We start from the raw sequence: 16369 nt of genomic DNA on the forward strand, positions 1-16369 counted from the left end.
ATCCTGGGGGTCTCCTTCCGTGCCGAGCGGTCTCCGGCGGCTTAGGCTGGAGACGTGCCAGCTGTCAACATCGGGATGCCCCGCGTGCCGGAGGTCCTCGCGCCTCGTCGCAAGAGCCGTCAGATCAGGGTCGGCAAGGTCCTCGTCGGTGGCGACGCGCCCGTCAGCGTCCAGTCCATGACGACGACGCCCACGACCAACATCAACGCGACCCTCCAGCAGATCGCCGAGCTCACGGCGTCCGGTTGCGAGATCGTCCGCGTCGCCGTGCCGCACCAGGCCGACGCCGACGCGCTGAAGATCATCGCGATGAAGAGCCAGATCCCCGTGATCGCCGACATCCACTTCCAGCCGCGCTACATCTACACCGCCATCGACGCCGGTTGCGGCGCCGTGCGCGTGAACCCCGGCAACATCCGCGAGTTCGACGGCAACGTCGGCCAGATCGCCGCCGCGGCCAAGGCCGCCGGCGTCTCGCTCCGGATCGGCGTCAACGCCGGGTCGCTCGACAAGCGGATCCTCGACAAGTACGGCAAGGCGACGGCGGAAGCCCTCGTCGAGAGCGCCGTGTGGGAGGCATCCCTCTTCGAGGAGCACGACTTCCACGACTTCAAGATCTCGGTCAAGCACAACGACCCCGTCGTCATGGTGAAGGCCTACCGGATGCTCGCGGAGCGGGGCGACTGGCCCCTGCACCTCGGCGTCACCGAGGCCGGCCCCGCCTTCCAGGGAACGATCAAGAGCGCGACGGCGTTCGGCATCCTGCTCGGCGAGGGCATCGGCGACACGATCCGCGTCTCGCTGTCGGCGCCGCCCGCCGAAGAGGTCAAGGTCGGCCACCAGATCCTGCAGTCGCTGAACCTCCGCGAGCGCAAGCTCGAGATCGTCTCGTGCCCGTCCTGCGGACGCGCCCAGGTCGACGTCTACACGCTCGCCGACAACGTCACCGAGGGTCTCAAGGACATGACGGTGCCATTGCGCGTGGCGGTCATGGGCTGCGTCGTCAACGGTCCCGGTGAGGCGCGCGACGCCGACCTCGGCGTTGCCTCGGGCAACGGCAAGGGCCAGATCTTCGTCAAGGGCGAAGTCGTCAAGACCGTCCCCGAGGAGGACATCGTCGCGACCCTCATCGCCGAGGCCAACCGTCTCGCCGACGAGATGGGTCCGGACGCGCCGCTCGGGACCGCGCAGGTCGTCACCTCCTGACACGACACGGATGCCGAGGGCCGGGCCCCCGGCATCCGCTTCTCGTCAGCTCCAGAGGGAGTGGTACGCGTTGATCGCGGGTTGCCCGCCGAGGTGCGCGTACAGGACCGTCGAGTCCTTCGGGATGTCGCCGCTCTGGACGAGGTCGATGAGTCCGGCGAGCGACTTGCCCTCGTAGACCGGGTCGGTGATCATCGCTTCGAGCTGCGCGCCGAGCGCCATCGCCGACATCGTGGAGTCGACCGGGATGCCGTACAGGTCGCCCGCCCAGCCCTCCAGCACCTGGATCTCGTCGTCGCGCAGGTCGCGGCCGAGCTCGATCAGCTCCGCCGTGTTCCGGGCGATGCGCGCAACCTGATCGAGCGTCTTCTGCAGCGTGGCGGACGCATCGATCCCGATGACGCGCCGCTTCACGCCGGTCAGCTCTTCGAGCGCGGCGAAGCCGGCGATCATGCCCGCGTGGGTGGACCCCGTCACGGTGCAGACGACGATCGTGTCGAAGAAGACGCCGAACTGCTTCTCCTGCTCGGCGACCTCGAACGCCCAGTTCGCGAACCCGAGACCGCCCAGACGGTGCTCGGACGCACCGGCGGGGATCGGGTAGGGGGTGCCACCGGCATCCTCCACCTCCTGCAGGGCCTGCTTCCACGAATCGCGGATGCCGATGTCGAAGCCGGCGTCGTCGAGGCGGGAGTCCGCGCCCATCATGCGGGAGAGCAGGATGTTGCCGACCTTGTCGTTCACCGGCTCGTCCCACGGGACCCACTTCTCCTGCACGAGCCGTGCCTTGAGGCCGAGGTGGGCGGCCACGGCCGCGACCTGGCGGGTGTGGTTCGACTGGTAGCCGCCGATCGACACGATCGTGTCGGCACCGCTCGCGACCACGTCCGGGACGATGTACTCGAGCTTGCGCGTCTTGTTCCCGCCGAAGGCCAGCCCGCTCGAGACGTCTTCGCGTTTGGCCCAGACCTGCGCGCCGCCGAGGTGCTGGGTCAACCGCTTCAGCGGGTGGATGGGGCTCGGCCCGAAGGTGAGCGGATGCCGGGGGAACTGGTCGAGGATCATGCGGGCTCCTGGGGGGTGGTGTCGGTCAGCAGGTCGAGCCAGAGGCCTTCGGCGACGGATGCCGCGGCCTGGGCGTCACGGGCGGCGCAGTGCCGGATGAGCTCGGCGTGGCGCGCCGCCGAGGCATCCGCGTCATCCGACGAGAAGCGCAGACGCTCGGCGCGCTCGAGCACCGGACCGTAGAGGGCCAGCACGGTGCGGACGGCCTCGTTGCCGGCCCGATCGACGGCGACCGCGTGGAAGTCGTGATCGGCGCGCAGGGCTGCGGCGGTGTCCCCGGCGGCGTGGGCGGCCACGAACGCCTCGTTGGCCCGCCGCATCCGGTCGATGTCGTCGTCGGTGAGGAGCGGTGTCGACTCGACGACAGCGATGCGGTGCATCGAGGCGACGACCGAGGCGGCATCGCGTTCGGCGCGCCCGTCGATCGGCGCGACGATCGTGGAGCGACCGGGCTGAGCGAGGACGAGACCCGAGCGGGCGAGGTCGAGGAGCGCCTCGCGGACCGGGGTGCGTGAGACCCCGAGCCACGCGGACAGTTCCGCATCGCGCAGCTGCTCGCCGGGGGCGAGCGTGCCGTCGACGATCGCGTCACGCAGCTTGGCGCGGACGTCATCGCGGAGGAGACCGCGGGGAGGGAGGGAGGTGGCGGGGACCGGCATGCAATATATTGCACACGAGGAGCCCGGCTCGTGCAAATCGACGCGCCGCGGTCAGACGGCGACGAACTCGCTCTTCCCCCGGGCGACGTCCGTGGCGACGAGGCGGACGCGGACCACGTCGCCGGGCTGTGCGTCCACGTCGGCGACGACGGTCTCGAGCGGCGGCAGGGTGAGCGCCACGCGCGCCCCGCCTTCCCGCTGCCGCAGGACGACGGCGTCGAACTCCTCGCCCTCGCGACCCGTGAGGACTGCTGCGGCGACGCGCTCGATGGCCGCAGCATCCACCTGGGATGCGATGCGCGCGGACCCCTCCATCGTCTCGGGGAGGTCGGTCAACGAGGATCGCACGTCATCCGGAACGGGCCGACCGTTGGCGAGGGCATCGCAGACGAGGAGCGCCCAGCGGTCGACGAGCCGTCGCAGCGGCGCGGTGACGTGCGCGTACGGCGCGGCGATCGCGGCCTGCGTCGTCAGCTCGGGGAGGTCACCGTCGAAGGCCGCGTATCCGGCGCCGCGGAACAGAGCGGCGGCGTGCTCTCGGACCGCACGCCCCACGGGCGTCCGAGGCAGGTCGCGGAGGTAGTCGCCGTACGGCACGGCCTCCCGCCACGGCAGGCCGAAGCCGATCGTCTGCGCCCGGAAGGCCGCGACGTCGTCGTCGGATGCCGGGGGCATCGTGCGGATGATGCCCACCCCGCCGCTGATCATGATCTCAGCGGCGGCCATGCCGGTCAGGAGTGACACCTGCGCGTTGGCGTCTTCGAGGGGCACGCCCTCGTCGGCCTCGAGTGCGTATCCCTGCGGCGTCGTCACGACGCGGATCTCGGGGAGGCTGAGGCTCGCTCCGCCCCGCTCGATCTCCCGGCGGGCGCGTTCCTCGCCGAACCAGACGAGGTGTCGGATCGAATCGGGCGCGTCGCCCTTCTCGAGCGCGGCCTGCGCATCGATGTAGGACCATTGGGCGCGGGAGCGGACGACCGCGCGGGTCAGCGACGTCGAGGTGGGGCGGGCTCCGGCATCCAGCTCGAAGCGCCACACGTAGGAGCGGCGGTCGCGGTCCGGCAGGAGTGAGGCGGCATCCTCACTGAGGACGGCGGGGTGCAGCGGGATCCTCCCGTCGGGTGCGTAGATCGTCTGGCCGCGACGGCGGGCCTCCGCGTCGACCGCCCCGCCCAGGGTCACGAAGGCGGGGACGTCGGCGATGGCGTAGTGCAGGATGCCGCCGCCGTCGGCGGTCCGCTCGAGGTGCAGCGCCTGGTCGAGGTCGGTCGAACCCTCCGGATCGATCGTGAGGAACGGGATGCCGCGGAGGTCCGCCAGCCCTGCGGCCGCAGGATCGACGGGGACGGTGCGGGCGGCGTGTTCGGCCTCGGCTTGCACGTCTGCGGGGAAGTCCGCGGGGAGGTCGAACTCGACGCGGAGGGCCGCGAGCGCGTCGCGGAGGTCCGACTGGGCGGGGGAGACGAGACGCGCGCGACGGATGGGCACGCCGTCAGTGTAGGACGGCCGGTCAGCGGACTCGTCGGTCCTGTCCAGGCGCTCCATAACGCGGGCGCATACCGTCGGCGGCATGAGCAAGCTCTCCCGACTGATCGGCATGGCCACGAAAGCGCTCGACGCGAAACCCGGTGGCACCGGGCCGTCGGGCTCGCCGAGTTCTTCCCGCACGGGCGACTGGCGCGGGATCGTCCGCTCGGCCGCCGATGCGTTGACGGGCGACGGGCGGGCTCCTGCACCCGCCACCCCCGCTGCCGGCGCACCGGCAGCGACGCCGGGCCCTTCGTCGGCGTCGCTCACGCCTCCGCCCGCATCCCGCGGGCAGGCATCCGCCCACCCGGCTACGGACGCCGATCGTCGGGCGATCGCTCGCTACGACTACCTCATGCAGACCGCCGATCCCGCGCAGATCGAGCAGATCCACCAGGAGGCCTTCGCGAGGCTGACTCCCGATCAGCGCGCGCAGGTCCAGGCGCGGATGGTGGCGGAACTGCCGACCCACGAACGACCCCGCTCCGCGGCTCCGGCCGATCTCGCCCGCGCGGCGGCGCGCGGAGAGGCCTCACGGCCGGGGCTGATGACCGGGTTGCTGTCGCGGGCGAGCCGCGGCGGGGGCGCATCCCGCGTCGCCGGCGGCGCCGCCCTGGGTGCCGGTGTCGGGATCCTCGGCGCGGTCGCCGGCGGAGCCATCGTGACGTCCGTCGCCGGCCCGCTTCTGGCCCAGGCTGCGGGCATGGGCGTGGACTTCGACGCGCTCGCCCAGGGCCTCGACGTCGATGCGCTCGCCGAGGGCGCCGTCAGCGGTGTCGGCGAGCAGATCGCGGGCGTCGGCGATCAGGTCGCGGGGTTCGGGGAGAACCTCGGCGGGTTCGATCTGCCGGGCCTCGGTGACCTGTTCGGCCGCTGAGGTCGCCCTCTCACGACGGATCGACCTGTCGCGACAGATCGACCTGTTACGACAGATCGCCGCCGGCGATGCTGAGATCCGCGTCGGCGTCGAGGCAGACGCGGACGGCGATCTCGACGGCGTCCACGATCTGCTCGAACGGCAGGGCTGACGCGCCGACGGGACCCGTACCGGCGGCCCACGGAACGTGGACGAACCCGGCGCGCGTCGGCGTCCCGGCGGTCGCATGCAGCGCGGCGTACATCGTCGCGTTGCAGACGAACGTGCCCGCCGAGTGCGACACGGTGGACGGGATGCCGGCGGCACCGAGGGCCGCACTGATCGCCTTCACCGGGAGCGTGGCGAAGTAGGCGGCCGGCCCGCCCTCCACCACCGCGGCGTCCTGCGGTCGATGTCCGGCGTTGTCGGGGATGCGGGCGTCGGCGAGGTTCACCGCGATCCGCTCCGGGGTGACGGCGGTGCGGCCGCCGGCGAGACCCGTGGCGACGACGATGTCGGGTCGGTGCTCGTCGAGGAGCACCGCGAGCCGCGCGATCGCACCGTCGAACGTGACGGGCAGCACCTCGGTGACGAGGCGCGAAGGCCCGGTCCACCGCTCGCCGACGGCGCGGACGGCGTCGCCCGAGGGATTGGTGCCGTCACCCGCGAAGGGCTCGAATCCGGTCAGCAGCACAGGAGGCATCCCTCCAGGCTAAGCCGCTTGCCGCCACGCGCGACGGCTCCGCGCACCTAGACTTGACGCTCGTGGTCACTCGTCTCTCGACATACTTCCTCCGCACGCTCCGCGAAGACCCGGCCGACGCCGAGGTCACCAGCCACCGCCTGCTGGTGCGCGCCGGCTACATCCGCCGCGCCGCACCCGGCATCTTCACGTGGCTGCCGCTGGGTCTGCGCGTGAAGGCGAAGCTCGAGCAGATCATCCGCGAGGAGATGGGGAACGCGGGAGCGTTCGAGGTGCACTTCCCGGCGCTCCTGCCGCGCGACCCCTACGAGGAGTCCGGGCGCTGGACCTCCTACGGCGACGGCATCTTCCGTCTGCAGGACCGCAAGGGCGCCGACTACCTGCTCGCGCCGACGCACGAGGAGATGTTCACCCTCCTCGTGAAGGACCTGTATTCGTCGTACAAGGACCTGCCGCTGACGATCTACCAGATCCAGGACAAGTACCGGGATGAGGCGCGCCCCCGCGCGGGCCTGCTGCGCGGTCGCGAGTTCACGATGAAGGACGCCTACTCGTTCGACTACACCGACGCGGGCCAGGACGTCTCGTACCAGTCGCAGCGCGACGCGTACGAGCGCATCTTCACGCGTCTGAACATGGAGTACGTCATCGTCGCGGCCGACAACGGCCTCATGGGCGGTGCGCGCAGCGAGGAGTTCCTCCACCCGATCGCCGTCGGCGAGGACACCTTCGTCCGCTCGGCCGGCGGGTACGCCGCGAACGTCGAGGCGTTCACGACCGTCGTCCCCGAGAACCTGCCGATCCCGGGCGGTGCCCCCGTCGTCTTCGACTCGCCCGGCACGCCGACGATCGAGACCCTCGTCACCCACAGCAACGCGCACCTCGACGCGCCCGCGCCCGGCATCGCCGGCCCCGCGACCGAGGGTGCGACGCAGTGGACCGCTGCGCACACGCTCAAGAACGTCGTGCTCGCCCTGACGCACCTCGACGGCACCCGCGAACTCGTCGTCGTCGGGCTCCCCGGCGACCGCGACATCGACGACAAGCGCGCCGAGGTCGCCTTCGCGCCCGCAGACGTCGAGGCCGCCACCGAGGCGGACTTCGCGAAGCACCCCGGTCTCGTGAAGGGCTACATCGGACCGTGGTCGCCGAACGGTGCGGTCCTCGGTGAGGAATCGGCCACCGGCATCCGCTACCTCGTCGACCCCCGCGTCGTCGAGGGCACCGCGTGGGTGACGGGAGCCAACGAGCACGAGAAGCACGCGCACTCGGTCGTTTACGGCCGCGACTTCACCGCCGACGGCGTCGTCGACGTCTCGGACGTCCGCGCCGGCGACCCCGCCCCCGACGGCTCCGGCCCGGTCGAGCTCGCCCGCGGCATGGAGATCGGTCACGTCTTCCAGCTGGGCCGCTTCTTCGCCGACAAGCTCGGGCTGAAGGTCCTCGACGAGAACGGCAAGCTCGTCACCGTCACGATGGGCTCGTACGGCATCGGCGTGACGCGCATCCTCGCGATCCTCGCCGAGCTCAACAACGACGACCGCGGGCTCATGTGGCCCGAGTCGATCGCGCCGTTCGACGTTCACGTCGTCGCCACGGGGCGGGATGCCGCAGCCTTCGACCTCGCCGAGAAGCTCGCCGCCGGCCTCGAGTCGGCGGGGCGCGACGTCCTCCTCGACGACCGGCCCAAGGTCTCGCCCGGCGTCAAGTTCGGCGACGCCGAACTCGTGGGCGTCCCGTGGATCCTCATCGTCGGCCGCGGCGCAGCCGAGGGGCAGGTCGAGCTCTGGGACCGCCGCTCGGGCGAGCGCACCACTCTCGCCGCCGCGGAGGCCGTCGCCGCACTCACCGCCTGAGCGGCGGCATCCGTCACCGGCGGAAACCCCGCCGTTCACCCGTCGGATGCCGGATCGTGACAGCCTGGAGGCATGTCGCCGAGTTCCACCACCTCCCTCGACGGTGACGTCACCGACGCCATCCGTACGCTCCTGTCCGATGCGGGTGTCGAGGAGGATGCCGACCTCGTCGCGCGGATCCTCGTCACGGGCGTGGGGCTCGGCGTCGACGGCACGGACCGGCTCGATCTGAAGATCGCGTCGGCCGCGTTGTCGGAGATGCGCTCGGCGTTCTCGCTCTTCGCGCCGTACCGCACGTCGCCGAAGGTGACCATCTTCGGATCGGCGCGGACCCGGCCGAACGATCCGCTCTACCGCGCGGCCGCCGACATCGCACGCGCGCTGGCCGACCGCGGCTGGATGGTCGTGACGGGGGCGGGACCGGGCATCATGCAGGCCGCCGCCGAGGGGGCGGGGCCCGATCACTCCCTCGGCGTCTCGATCCGGCTGCCGTTCGAGGAGAAGCCGAACGCGGTCATCGCCGAAGCCGACCGCGTCGTCGCCATGAAGTACTTCTTCACCCGCAAGCTCATGCTGGTCAAGGAATCCCGCGGGTTCGTCTGCGTCCCGGGCGGGTTCGGCACGCTCGACGAACTCTTCGAGCTGCTGACGCTGCAGCAGACCGGCAAGGCCGAGCCCACCCCGATCGTCCTCCTCGACGCTCCGGGCGGCTCGTTCTGGCAAGGGCTCGAGCGCTTCGCCGAAGACCACCTCATCCCGTCCGGCGTCATCTCACCCGACGACCTGGACCGCGTCCTGGTGACGGACTCGGTGGCGGCGGCGGAGGCCGAGATCACTGGTTTCTGGCGGAACTACGACTCGCTCCGCTGGATCGGGTCGCGACTCGTGCTGCGCCTGTGCGCCGAGCCGACGGATGCCGAGGTGGCAGACCTGTCCGCACATTTCGCGCACCTGCTCACCGGTGGCCGCATCGAGCGCACGGCGCCCCTTCGGCGTGAGCGGCAAGACGCCGATCGCCTCGACCTCCCGCGATTGCTCATGGACTTCGATCGGCACCGCGTCGGCGAGCTCCACCACCTCATCCGCGCCGTCAACGCGCTCGAATCCGCGCCGCCGGCCACCCCGCCGATCGAACCGCACGCCGTATCGTGAGCGCATGAGCCGGACGCCGGGGCCCCACCGCCGGGCACGGCTGTCTGCGCTCTCGACGCTCGTCGCCGCGCTGATCGCCTTCGGGGGTGCGGCGTCGGGCTGTTCCGCTCCGTCACCCGGGCCGCCACCAGGGCCGGCGCCGAGCTCGTCAGACCCGGGCATCCAGGTCTGGATCCACCAGCAGCGCGGCGACGAGCAGCGCCGCCGGGCGTCCGTGCGCGTCGAGAACGATTCGCCGCAGGCGCTCGAGATCTCCGGCATCCGCCTCATCGACGATCGGCTGAGCGGAGTCGTTGTCGTGGAGGGCGGACGGGTCGCCGCGGGGGAGTCGTTCGATTTCCCCCTCACCCTGCCCGCATCGACCTGCGACGGAGGCGCGCCGGAGCGTCGCTGGGAGCTCGACCTCGCCGACGGTGCCGACCGAACCGGCATCCTGACCGACGCCCTCGGATTCCTCGACGGCCTGAACGATCGGGACTGCCTCGAGAAGGCGCTGGCGGGGTCGCTGCGCGTGTCGTGGGGCGACGCGGTGCTCCCGGCATCCGGTCTCGGCATTCTCCCTCTGGAGATCACGCCGACGGGCACCGGGGGCGACGCGCGCGTGGTCGCGGTGCAGTCCACGCCCCTTCTGCAGTTCGGAAGCCGGCTGACACGATTCGCCGTCCCCGACGGCTCGGCGCTCGTCGAGGTCCCGATCGAGCCGCAGCGCTGCGACCCCCACGTCGTCCAAGAGGACAAACGCGGCACGGTCTTCGCCCTCGACGTCGAGGTCGACGGCAGGAGCGGTGTCGTCGACCTGCCCGTCTCCGACGAGGAGCGGGGGCGGATTCTCAGCTGGGTCGCCGAACGGTGCGACTTCGGCGGGTGAGTCAGAGCTTCGCGTAGCGGGCGCGGAGGAAGCTGAAGGCGGCGTAGACCACAAGGCCGAACCCGATGAGGAAGACGAGGAACGGGCCGAGCATCTGCTCGAGGAGTGCCTCGATGGCGGCGTCGAACCCGCCCGCCGCGGCCGCCTCCTGCTTCACGGCCGCGACGATCAGCAGCACGCCGACGATCGCGACGGACAGGCCCTTGCCGAGGTAGCCGACGACGCCGGTGGCGGTGACGGCGATCCCCATGCGACCCCGCGGGATGCGGACCTGCTTGTCGAACGAGCGCCTCACCCCGATCGAGGCGAACACGAGGCCGCCGATGCCGAGCCCGAGGCCCGCCGCCGCCACGACGAACACCCCACCGGGGGTCTCGAGCAGCCAGTGCGCGACTTGCTGTGCACTCCGGTCGCCGTCGAGGCGGGCGCCGAGGGCGACCGTGACGGCGATGGTCGCGAGCGCGAGATAGACCACGGCCTGCCCGGCCGCCGACGATCGCCGTCCCCAGGCGGCCGCATCCGTCCCCTTCGCGAGGAAGGCGCCCAGCACCTGGAACAGGCCCAGCGCGGCGAGCAGCAGGGCGAGCAGCCAGACGAGCGCCAGGCCGAGCGGGGCGTCGAGGATGGCGCGGAACACACCCGCCTGATCGGACTCGCCGCGCCCGCCGAAGGAGATGACGACGACGATCACGCCGAAGAGCAGGTGGACGACGCCGTTGGCCGCGTAGCCGCCTCGCGCCAGTCCCCGTGCGATGGGGGAGCGGCGCACGCTCTGCGCAGCGTCCTCCACGGCATCGGTCATCCCTCGATCTTCTCAGGTCGCCCCACTGCGGATCGGGTAACGTTGACGGGATGCCGCGAAGCACCGGAACACCGGGTGCGAGCGGCGCCGTGTTGAGCAACTGAAAAAGGGAGGCACCTATGGACATCGACCTGGGGCTGCTGCGGACCGTCGAACGCGAGCGGGAGATTCCGTTCGAGGAACTGATCCGGATCATCGAGCAGGCCATCCTGACCGCTTACGCGAAGCACACGTCTCCCGACGGTGAACTCCCCGACGGCGCCCGCGCCCACCTCGACCGCAAGAGCGGACACGTCGCCGTGTACATCCCGCTGCGCGATGAGGACGACGTCATCATCGGCGAAGAGGAGTCGACGCCCGACGACTTCGGCCGCATCGCCGCCTTCGCCGCGAAGCAGGTCATCAGCCAGCGCCTCCGCGACATCGCCGACGACGCCGTGCTCGGCGAGTTCAAGGGCAAGGAAGGCGACATCGTCGCCGGCGTCGTCCAGCAGGGGCCGAACCCCCGCATGGTGCACGTCGACCTCGGCACGATCGAGGCGATCCTGCCCCCCGAGGAGCAGGTGCCGGGCGAGAGCTACGCGCACGGCTCGCGCCTGCGCGTCTACGTGACGTCGGTCTCGAAGGGCATGAAGGGTCCCCAGATCACCGTCTCCCGCACGCATCCGGGGCTCGTGCGCAAGCTCTTCGCCCTCGAGGTACCCGAGATCGCCTCGGGCGTCGTCGAGATCATCTCGCTCGCCCGCGAAGCCGGCCACCGCACCAAGATCGCGGTCAAGGCCAACGACCCGGCCGTCAACGCGAAGGGCGCCTGCATCGGCGAACTCGGCCGCCGCGTGCGCGCCGTCACCGAGGAGCTCGGCGGCGAGAAGATCGACATCGTCGACTACGACGAGACCCTGCCGAAGTTCGTCGCGAACGCGCTGTCGCCCGCGAAGGTGACCTCGAGCTTCGTGCTCGACCAGGCCACCAAGGCCGTGCGCGCGCTCGTCCCCGACTACCAGCTCTCCCTCGCGATCGGCAAGGAAGGTCAGAACGCCCGGCTCGCGGCGAAATTGACCGGCGCGAAGATCGACATCCAGCCCGACAGCATTCTCGACGAGTCCTGACGCGGTAGGATGGAAGCTGTTCGAACGTGCGTGGGATGCCGCGCGCGTGCCCCCCGGTCCTCGTTGCTCCGCATCGTGGCCAGGGACGGTGCCCTCGTCATCGACGAGAAGGCCGTCCTCCCGGGTCGGGGCGCGTGGGTGCATGACACGGACAGATGCGTGAGCACCGCACTCAAGCGGCGCGCATTCGGACGCGCACTACGGGCATCCACTCCGCTGGACACAGCGGAGCTGGATGCGCGGACCACCAGAGAATCCCTCCAGCGAAACGGCTGAACGGCTATGGACACAAAGTGAACGGCTCGAAATGAGACCCGTCCGCGAATGACGGTCCGCCCTGTCCGGGGCGGGCCCCAGACAGGAGAATTGTGGCAAAACCACGCGTGCACGAGATCGCTTCCGAGCTCGGCGTCGACAGTAAAGTCGCCCTCGCGAAGCTGAAGGAGCTCGGCGAATTCGTCAAGAGCCCTTCGTCCACCATCGAGCCCCCCGTGGCTCGCAAGCTCCGCGCCGCCCTCGAGGCGGAAGGCGTGAAGGCACCCGCCACCGCGCCCGCGAAGCCCGCCGCCAAGGCACCGGCATCCGGCGCAACGCCCGGACCGCGCCCGTCGGCACCCAAGCCCGCTCCGGCTCCGGAGCCGGCAGCACCCGCAGCTCCCGCCGAGCCGGCGGCTGAGAAGCCCGCTCCGGCCGCGGCCGAGTCCGGCGCTCCGACACCGGGCGCCGCTACTCCCGCAGCAACCCCCGGCAAGCCGGGCGCACAGCCGCCCCGTCCGGGTGGTGCGCCGCGCCCCGGCAACAACCCCTTCGCCAGCTCGCAGGGCATGGGCCAGCGTCCCGCCGGCCCGCGTCCGGGTAACAACCCGTTCGCATCCGCTCAGGGCATGGGTCAGCGACCCAACCCGGGCAACATCCCGCGTCCCCAGGCTCCGCGTCCCGGTGCCCCTCGCCCCGGCGCCCCGCGTCCCGGCGGTGCGGGTCGTCCCGGTGGCGGCGGTCGACCCGGCGCACCCTTCCAGCAGCGTCCCGGCGGCCCCGGTCGTCCCGGCGGCGCCGGTGGCTTCGGCGCCGCGCGTCCGGGTGCTCCCGCCGGCGGTTTCGCCGGTCGTCCCGGCGGCGGTGGCGGTCGTGGCCGTGGTCCCGGCGGCGGTACCGCAGGTGCCTTCGGTAAGGGTGGTGGCAAGTCCAAGCAGCGTAAGTCGCGTCGGGCGAAGCGGCAGGAATTCGAGATGCGGTCGGCGCCGGTCGTCGGCGGCGTCAACGTCTCCAAGGGCAACGGCGAGATCATCCGCCTGCGTCGCGGTGCGTCGATCTCGGACTTCGCCGACAAGCTCGAGGCCCTGCGCGGGTACAACGTCCAGCCCGGCACCCTGGTGACGATCCTCTTCAACCTCGGCGAGATGGCCACGGCCACCGAGTCGCTGGATGAGGCGACGTTCGAGATCCTCGGTGAGGAGCTCGGCTACAAGATCCAGATGGTGTCTCCCGAGGACGAGGACAAAGAGCTTCTCGAGGGCTTCGGTCTCGACCTCGAGGCCGAGCTGGAGGCGGAGAGCGAGGATGACCTCGAGATCCGTCCTCCCGTGGTCACCGTCATGGGCCACGTCGACCACGGTAAGACGCGACTGCTCGACGCGATCCGTCAGACCAACGTCGTCGCCGGTGAGGCGGGTGGCATCACCCAGCACATCGGTGCCTACCAGGTCTGGACCGAGCACGAGGGCATCGAGCGTGCGATCACCTTCATCGACACCCCGGGTCACGAGGCGTTCACCGCCATGCGTGCCCGTGGTGCGCAGGTGACCGACCTCGCGATCCTCGTGGTCGCGGCCGACGACGGCATCATGCCGCAGACGGTCGAGGCGCTGAACCACGCTCAGGCGGCGAACGTCCCGATCGTGGTCGCGGTCAACAAGGTCGACAAGCCCGACGCGAACCCCGCGAAGGTCCGACAGCAGCTCACCGAGTACGGCCTGGTCGCCGAGGAGTACGGCGGCGACGTCATGTTCGTCGACGTCTCGGCTCGTCAGGGCACCAACATCCAGGCACTGCTGGATGCCGTCCTCCTCACCGCCGACGCGGGTCTGGACCTCACGGCCAACCCGAACAAGGCGGCGCGCGGTGTCGCGATCGAAGCGAAGCTCGACAAGGGTCGCGGTTCGGTCGCCACGGTGCTGATCCAGTCCGGAACGCTCCACGTCGGCGACGCGATCGTCGCAGGCACGGCCTACGGCCGTGTCCGCGCCATGATCGACGAGAACGGCGATGCGGTGGACGAGGCCTACCCATCGCGTCCCGTGCAGGTGCAGGGTCTGAACTCCGTGCCCCGCGCCGGTGACGTGTTCATCGTCACCGAAGAGGACCGCATGGCCCGCCAGATCGCTGAGAAGCGTGAAGCGGTCGAGCGCAACGCCCAGCTGGCCAAGGCCCGCAAGCGCATCTCGCTCGAGGACTTCACCCGTGCTCTCGAAGAGGGCAAGGTCGAGTCGCTCAACCTCATCATCAAGGGTGACGTCTCGGGTGCCGTGGAGGCCCTCGAGGAGTCGCTCCTCAAGATCGAGGTCGACGACAGCGTCCAGCTGCGCATCATCCACCGCGGTGTGGGTGCCGTCACCGAGTCGGACATCAACCTGGCGACGATCGACAACGCGATCGTCATCGGCTTCAACGTCCGCCCCGACACGAAGGCCCGCGAGCGTGCCGCCCGCGAGGGTGTGGACGTCCGGTTCTACTCGGTCATCTACAACGCGATCGACGACGTCGAGCAGTCCCTCCAGGGCATGCTCAAGCCGGAGTTCGAAGAGGTCCAGTCGGGTGTCGCCGAGATCCGCGAGGTGTTCCGCTCCTCGAAGTTCGGCAACATCGCCGGTGTCATCGTCCGCTCGGGAACGATCACGCGAAACGCCAAGGCGCGGGTCATCCGCGACGGCGTCGTGCTCGCCGACGGTCTGGCCATCGAGTCGCTGCGCCGCTTCAAGGACGACGTCACCGAGGTCCGTACGGACTTCGAGGCCGGTATCGGTCTCGGCAAGTACAACGACATCCAGATCGGTGACGAGATCGAGACGACCGAAATGGTGGAGAAGCCGCGCGGCTGATCCTCAGGTTGCTACGGACTCGGATGTCCGTCCTCGGCAAGAGCGGGGCCCCTGCCCCGATTGCCTCGGACGGACATCCGAGTCCTCCGCAGTTTCCGGCCCGCCGTATCGCGGGCCGGGTAGAGAAGGAGAAGGACATGGCCGGAGAACGGCAGGCACGGCTGGCGGACCGCATCCGCGTGCTCATCGCGGAGCGCCTCGAGAAGGGGCTGCGCGACCCGCGGCTCGGATTCGTCACGATCACCGACGTCCGTGTGACGGGTGACCTGCAGCACGCGTCCGTCTTCTACACGGTCTACGGCGACGACGACGCGCGCACCGACTCGGCCGCTGCCCTCAAGGCGGCGACGGGGATGCTGCGCAGCGAGGTCGGGCGTCAGCTCGGCACGCGTCTGACCCCGACCCTCGAGTTCATCCTCGATGCGCTCCCCGAGAATGCGGGTCACATCGAGGAGCTCCTGCGCGAGGCGCGTGAGCGCGACGCACAGGTGGCGGGGATCGCGGCATCCGGCTCGTACGCCGGTGACGAGGACCCGTACGTGAAGCCCCGCGAAGAGGGCGACGAGGACTGAGACGTCCTCTCTTGCCGCGCGCTAGCGCGGCAGGTGCAGCATCCCGTCGACGGCCTCGACCAGGCCGTCGACGATGAGTGAGTCGATGGCCCGGTCCCGCTGCTGCGGGTCGGGCCATTCGGCGATCACGGCGGCGGCGGGCGCGACGTGGCCGTCGGCATCCCGGAGCACCGTCAGGACCGCTCCGCGAGCCTGACGGTCGCTGCCCTCGTAGCGCGCCTGCTTGCGACGATCGTCGCCCGTGTCGGGGTATCCGGCGGCGCGCCAGGCGCAGAGGTCGGCGAGGGGGCACGCCTCGCATCGCGGTGTGCGTGCCGTGCAGACGACGGCGCCGAGCTCCATCGCGGCCGCGTTGACGACCGCGGCGTCGCCGTCGTCCTCGGGCAGGATCGCGGCCATCGCGGCAAGGTCCGCCTTCGCGGGAGGTCTCGGCTGCGAGCGTCCCTCGACGGCGCGCGCGAGGACGCGACGGGTGTTCGTGTCGACGACGGGATGCCGGTCCCCGAACGCGAACACTGCCACCGCCCGGGCGGTGTAGTCGCCGATCCCGGTGAGCGCGAGCAGGGCATCGACGTCCCGGGGGACCATCCCGTCGTGCCGGTCGCGGATCTCCGTCGCCGCGCGGTGCAGCCAGAGGGCGCGGCGGGGGTAGCCGAGGTTCGCCCAGAGGCGGACGGCGTCGGCCGGGGGAGCGGCGGCGAGGTCGGCCGGTGTCGGCCAGCGCGAGAGCCACTCCTCGAGGCGGGGGATGACCCGGGCGACGGGCGTCTGCTGGAGCATGAACTCGCTCACGAGCGTGCCCCAGGCACCGAACCCCTCGCGTCGCCACGGCAGGTCCCGGGCGTTGTCGCGGTACCACGCGATCAGCGGCGGGGCGAGGTCGGGCACCGCTCCAG

At 70.9% G+C, this 16369-nt stretch carries 15 protein-coding genes; 9 read left to right on the forward strand and 6 right to left on the reverse strand.

Going from position 1 to position 16369, the window contains the following annotated elements:
- The first annotated feature begins 75 nt into the window (after positions 1–75).
- A complete protein-coding gene (ispG, locus tag H286_RS0101600; RefSeq protein ID WP_018188608.1) occupies positions 76–1206 on the forward strand; it encodes a flavodoxin-dependent (E)-4-hydroxy-3-methylbut-2-enyl-diphosphate synthase in 1131 nt (376 codons plus the stop codon).
- 45 nt (positions 1207–1251) lie between these two features.
- Here ispG and H286_RS0101605 read toward each other — a convergent pair whose 3' ends face one another.
- From H286_RS0101605 to H286_RS0101615, 3 genes are read right to left on the reverse strand one after another with little or no spacing between them, the layout of a single operon-like run.
- The gene (locus H286_RS0101605) at positions 1252–2271 is read right to left on the reverse strand and encodes a 1-aminocyclopropane-1-carboxylate deaminase (protein ID WP_020096840.1); all 1020 of its coding nucleotides are present in this window, start codon (positions 2269–2271) and stop codon (positions 1252–1254) included.
- On the reverse strand, positions 2268–2930 hold the full coding sequence (locus tag H286_RS0101610; protein ID WP_018188606.1) for a GntR family transcriptional regulator: 663 nt from the start codon (positions 2928–2930) through the stop codon (positions 2268–2270). The genes H286_RS0101605 and H286_RS0101610 overlap by 4 nt, the downstream gene beginning before the upstream one ends.
- Positions 2931–2981: 51 nt before the next feature.
- The gene (locus H286_RS0101615; RefSeq protein WP_231370867.1) at positions 2982–4418 is read right to left on the reverse strand and encodes an RNB domain-containing ribonuclease; all 1437 of its coding nucleotides are present in this window, start codon (positions 4416–4418) and stop codon (positions 2982–2984) included.
- An 82-nt stretch (positions 4419–4500) separates the two neighbouring features.
- On the opposite strand from H286_RS0101615, the gene H286_RS0101620 reads away from it, so the two are divergent.
- On the forward strand, positions 4501–5334 hold the full coding sequence (locus H286_RS0101620) for a hypothetical protein (protein ID WP_020096842.1): 834 nt from the start codon (positions 4501–4503) through the stop codon (positions 5332–5334).
- Positions 5335–5380: 46 nt separating this feature from the next.
- On the opposite strand, the gene pcp is transcribed toward H286_RS0101620, so the two are convergent.
- Entirely contained in the window at positions 5381–6016 is a 636-nt protein-coding gene (pcp, locus tag H286_RS0101625) for a pyroglutamyl-peptidase I (RefSeq protein WP_028497355.1), read from the reverse strand.
- A 62-nt stretch (positions 6017–6078) separates the two neighbouring features.
- Here pcp and H286_RS0101630 point away from each other — a divergent pair, with 62 nt between their 5' ends.
- The 3 genes from H286_RS0101630 to H286_RS0101640 all read left to right on the forward strand — a co-directional run bounded on the left by H286_RS0101630 (position 6079) and on the right by H286_RS0101640 (position 9892).
- Positions 6079–7872 (forward strand): proline--tRNA ligase, encoded by a 1794-nt coding sequence (locus H286_RS0101630; protein WP_020096844.1) that lies wholly within the window; start codon positions 6079–6081, stop codon positions 7870–7872.
- Between the two features lie 72 nt (positions 7873–7944).
- Positions 7945–9024, forward strand: a complete 1080-nt coding sequence (locus tag H286_RS0101635; protein ID WP_020096845.1) for a TIGR00730 family Rossman fold protein — start codon at positions 7945–7947, stop codon at positions 9022–9024.
- A gap of 4 nt (positions 9025–9028) precedes the next feature.
- The gene (locus H286_RS0101640) at positions 9029–9892 is read left to right on the forward strand and encodes a hypothetical protein (RefSeq protein ID WP_231370868.1); all 864 of its coding nucleotides are present in this window, start codon (positions 9029–9031) and stop codon (positions 9890–9892) included.
- A 1-nt stretch (position 9893) separates the two neighbouring features.
- Here the strand turns inward: H286_RS0101640 and H286_RS0101645 are convergent, their stop codons facing one another.
- Positions 9894–10694 (reverse strand): DUF1206 domain-containing protein, encoded by an 801-nt coding sequence (locus H286_RS0101645; protein ID WP_020096847.1) that lies wholly within the window; start codon positions 10692–10694, stop codon positions 9894–9896.
- A gap of 119 nt (positions 10695–10813) precedes the next feature.
- Here H286_RS0101645 and nusA point away from each other — a divergent pair, with 119 nt between their 5' ends.
- The 4 genes from nusA (at position 10814) to rbfA (ending at position 15473) form a co-directional block, all read left to right on the forward strand.
- Complete coding sequence (nusA, locus tag H286_RS0101650) at positions 10814–11803, forward strand: transcription termination factor NusA (RefSeq protein WP_018188598.1); 990 nt, start codon at positions 10814–10816, stop codon at positions 11801–11803.
- A gap of 9 nt (positions 11804–11812) precedes the next feature.
- Positions 11813–12079, forward strand: a complete 267-nt coding sequence (locus H286_RS14745) for a YlxR family protein (RefSeq protein WP_081630818.1) — start codon at positions 11813–11815, stop codon at positions 12077–12079.
- A 92-nt stretch (positions 12080–12171) separates the two neighbouring features.
- On the forward strand, positions 12172–14901 hold the full coding sequence (gene infB / locus H286_RS0101655; protein WP_028497356.1) for a translation initiation factor IF-2: 2730 nt from the start codon (positions 12172–12174) through the stop codon (positions 14899–14901).
- 137 nt (positions 14902–15038) lie between these two features.
- Positions 15039–15473 carry a 30S ribosome-binding factor RbfA gene (rbfA, locus tag H286_RS0101660; RefSeq protein ID WP_018188596.1) on the forward strand — a complete coding sequence of 145 codons (435 nt, stop codon included), beginning with the start codon at positions 15039–15041 and terminating at the stop codon, positions 15471–15473.
- A 21-nt stretch (positions 15474–15494) separates the two neighbouring features.
- Here rbfA and H286_RS0101665 read toward each other — a convergent pair whose 3' ends face one another.
- On the reverse strand, positions 15495–16361 hold the full coding sequence (locus H286_RS0101665) for an adenine glycosylase (protein ID WP_020096849.1): 867 nt from the start codon (positions 16359–16361) through the stop codon (positions 15495–15497).
- Positions 16362–16369: the final 8 nt, after the last annotated feature.

Origin of the sequence: Microbacterium sp. 11MF (assembly GCF_000383475.1) — a bacterium.
GTDB classification, from domain to species: Bacteria; Actinomycetota; Actinomycetes; order Actinomycetales; family Microbacteriaceae; genus Microbacterium; species Microbacterium aquilitoris.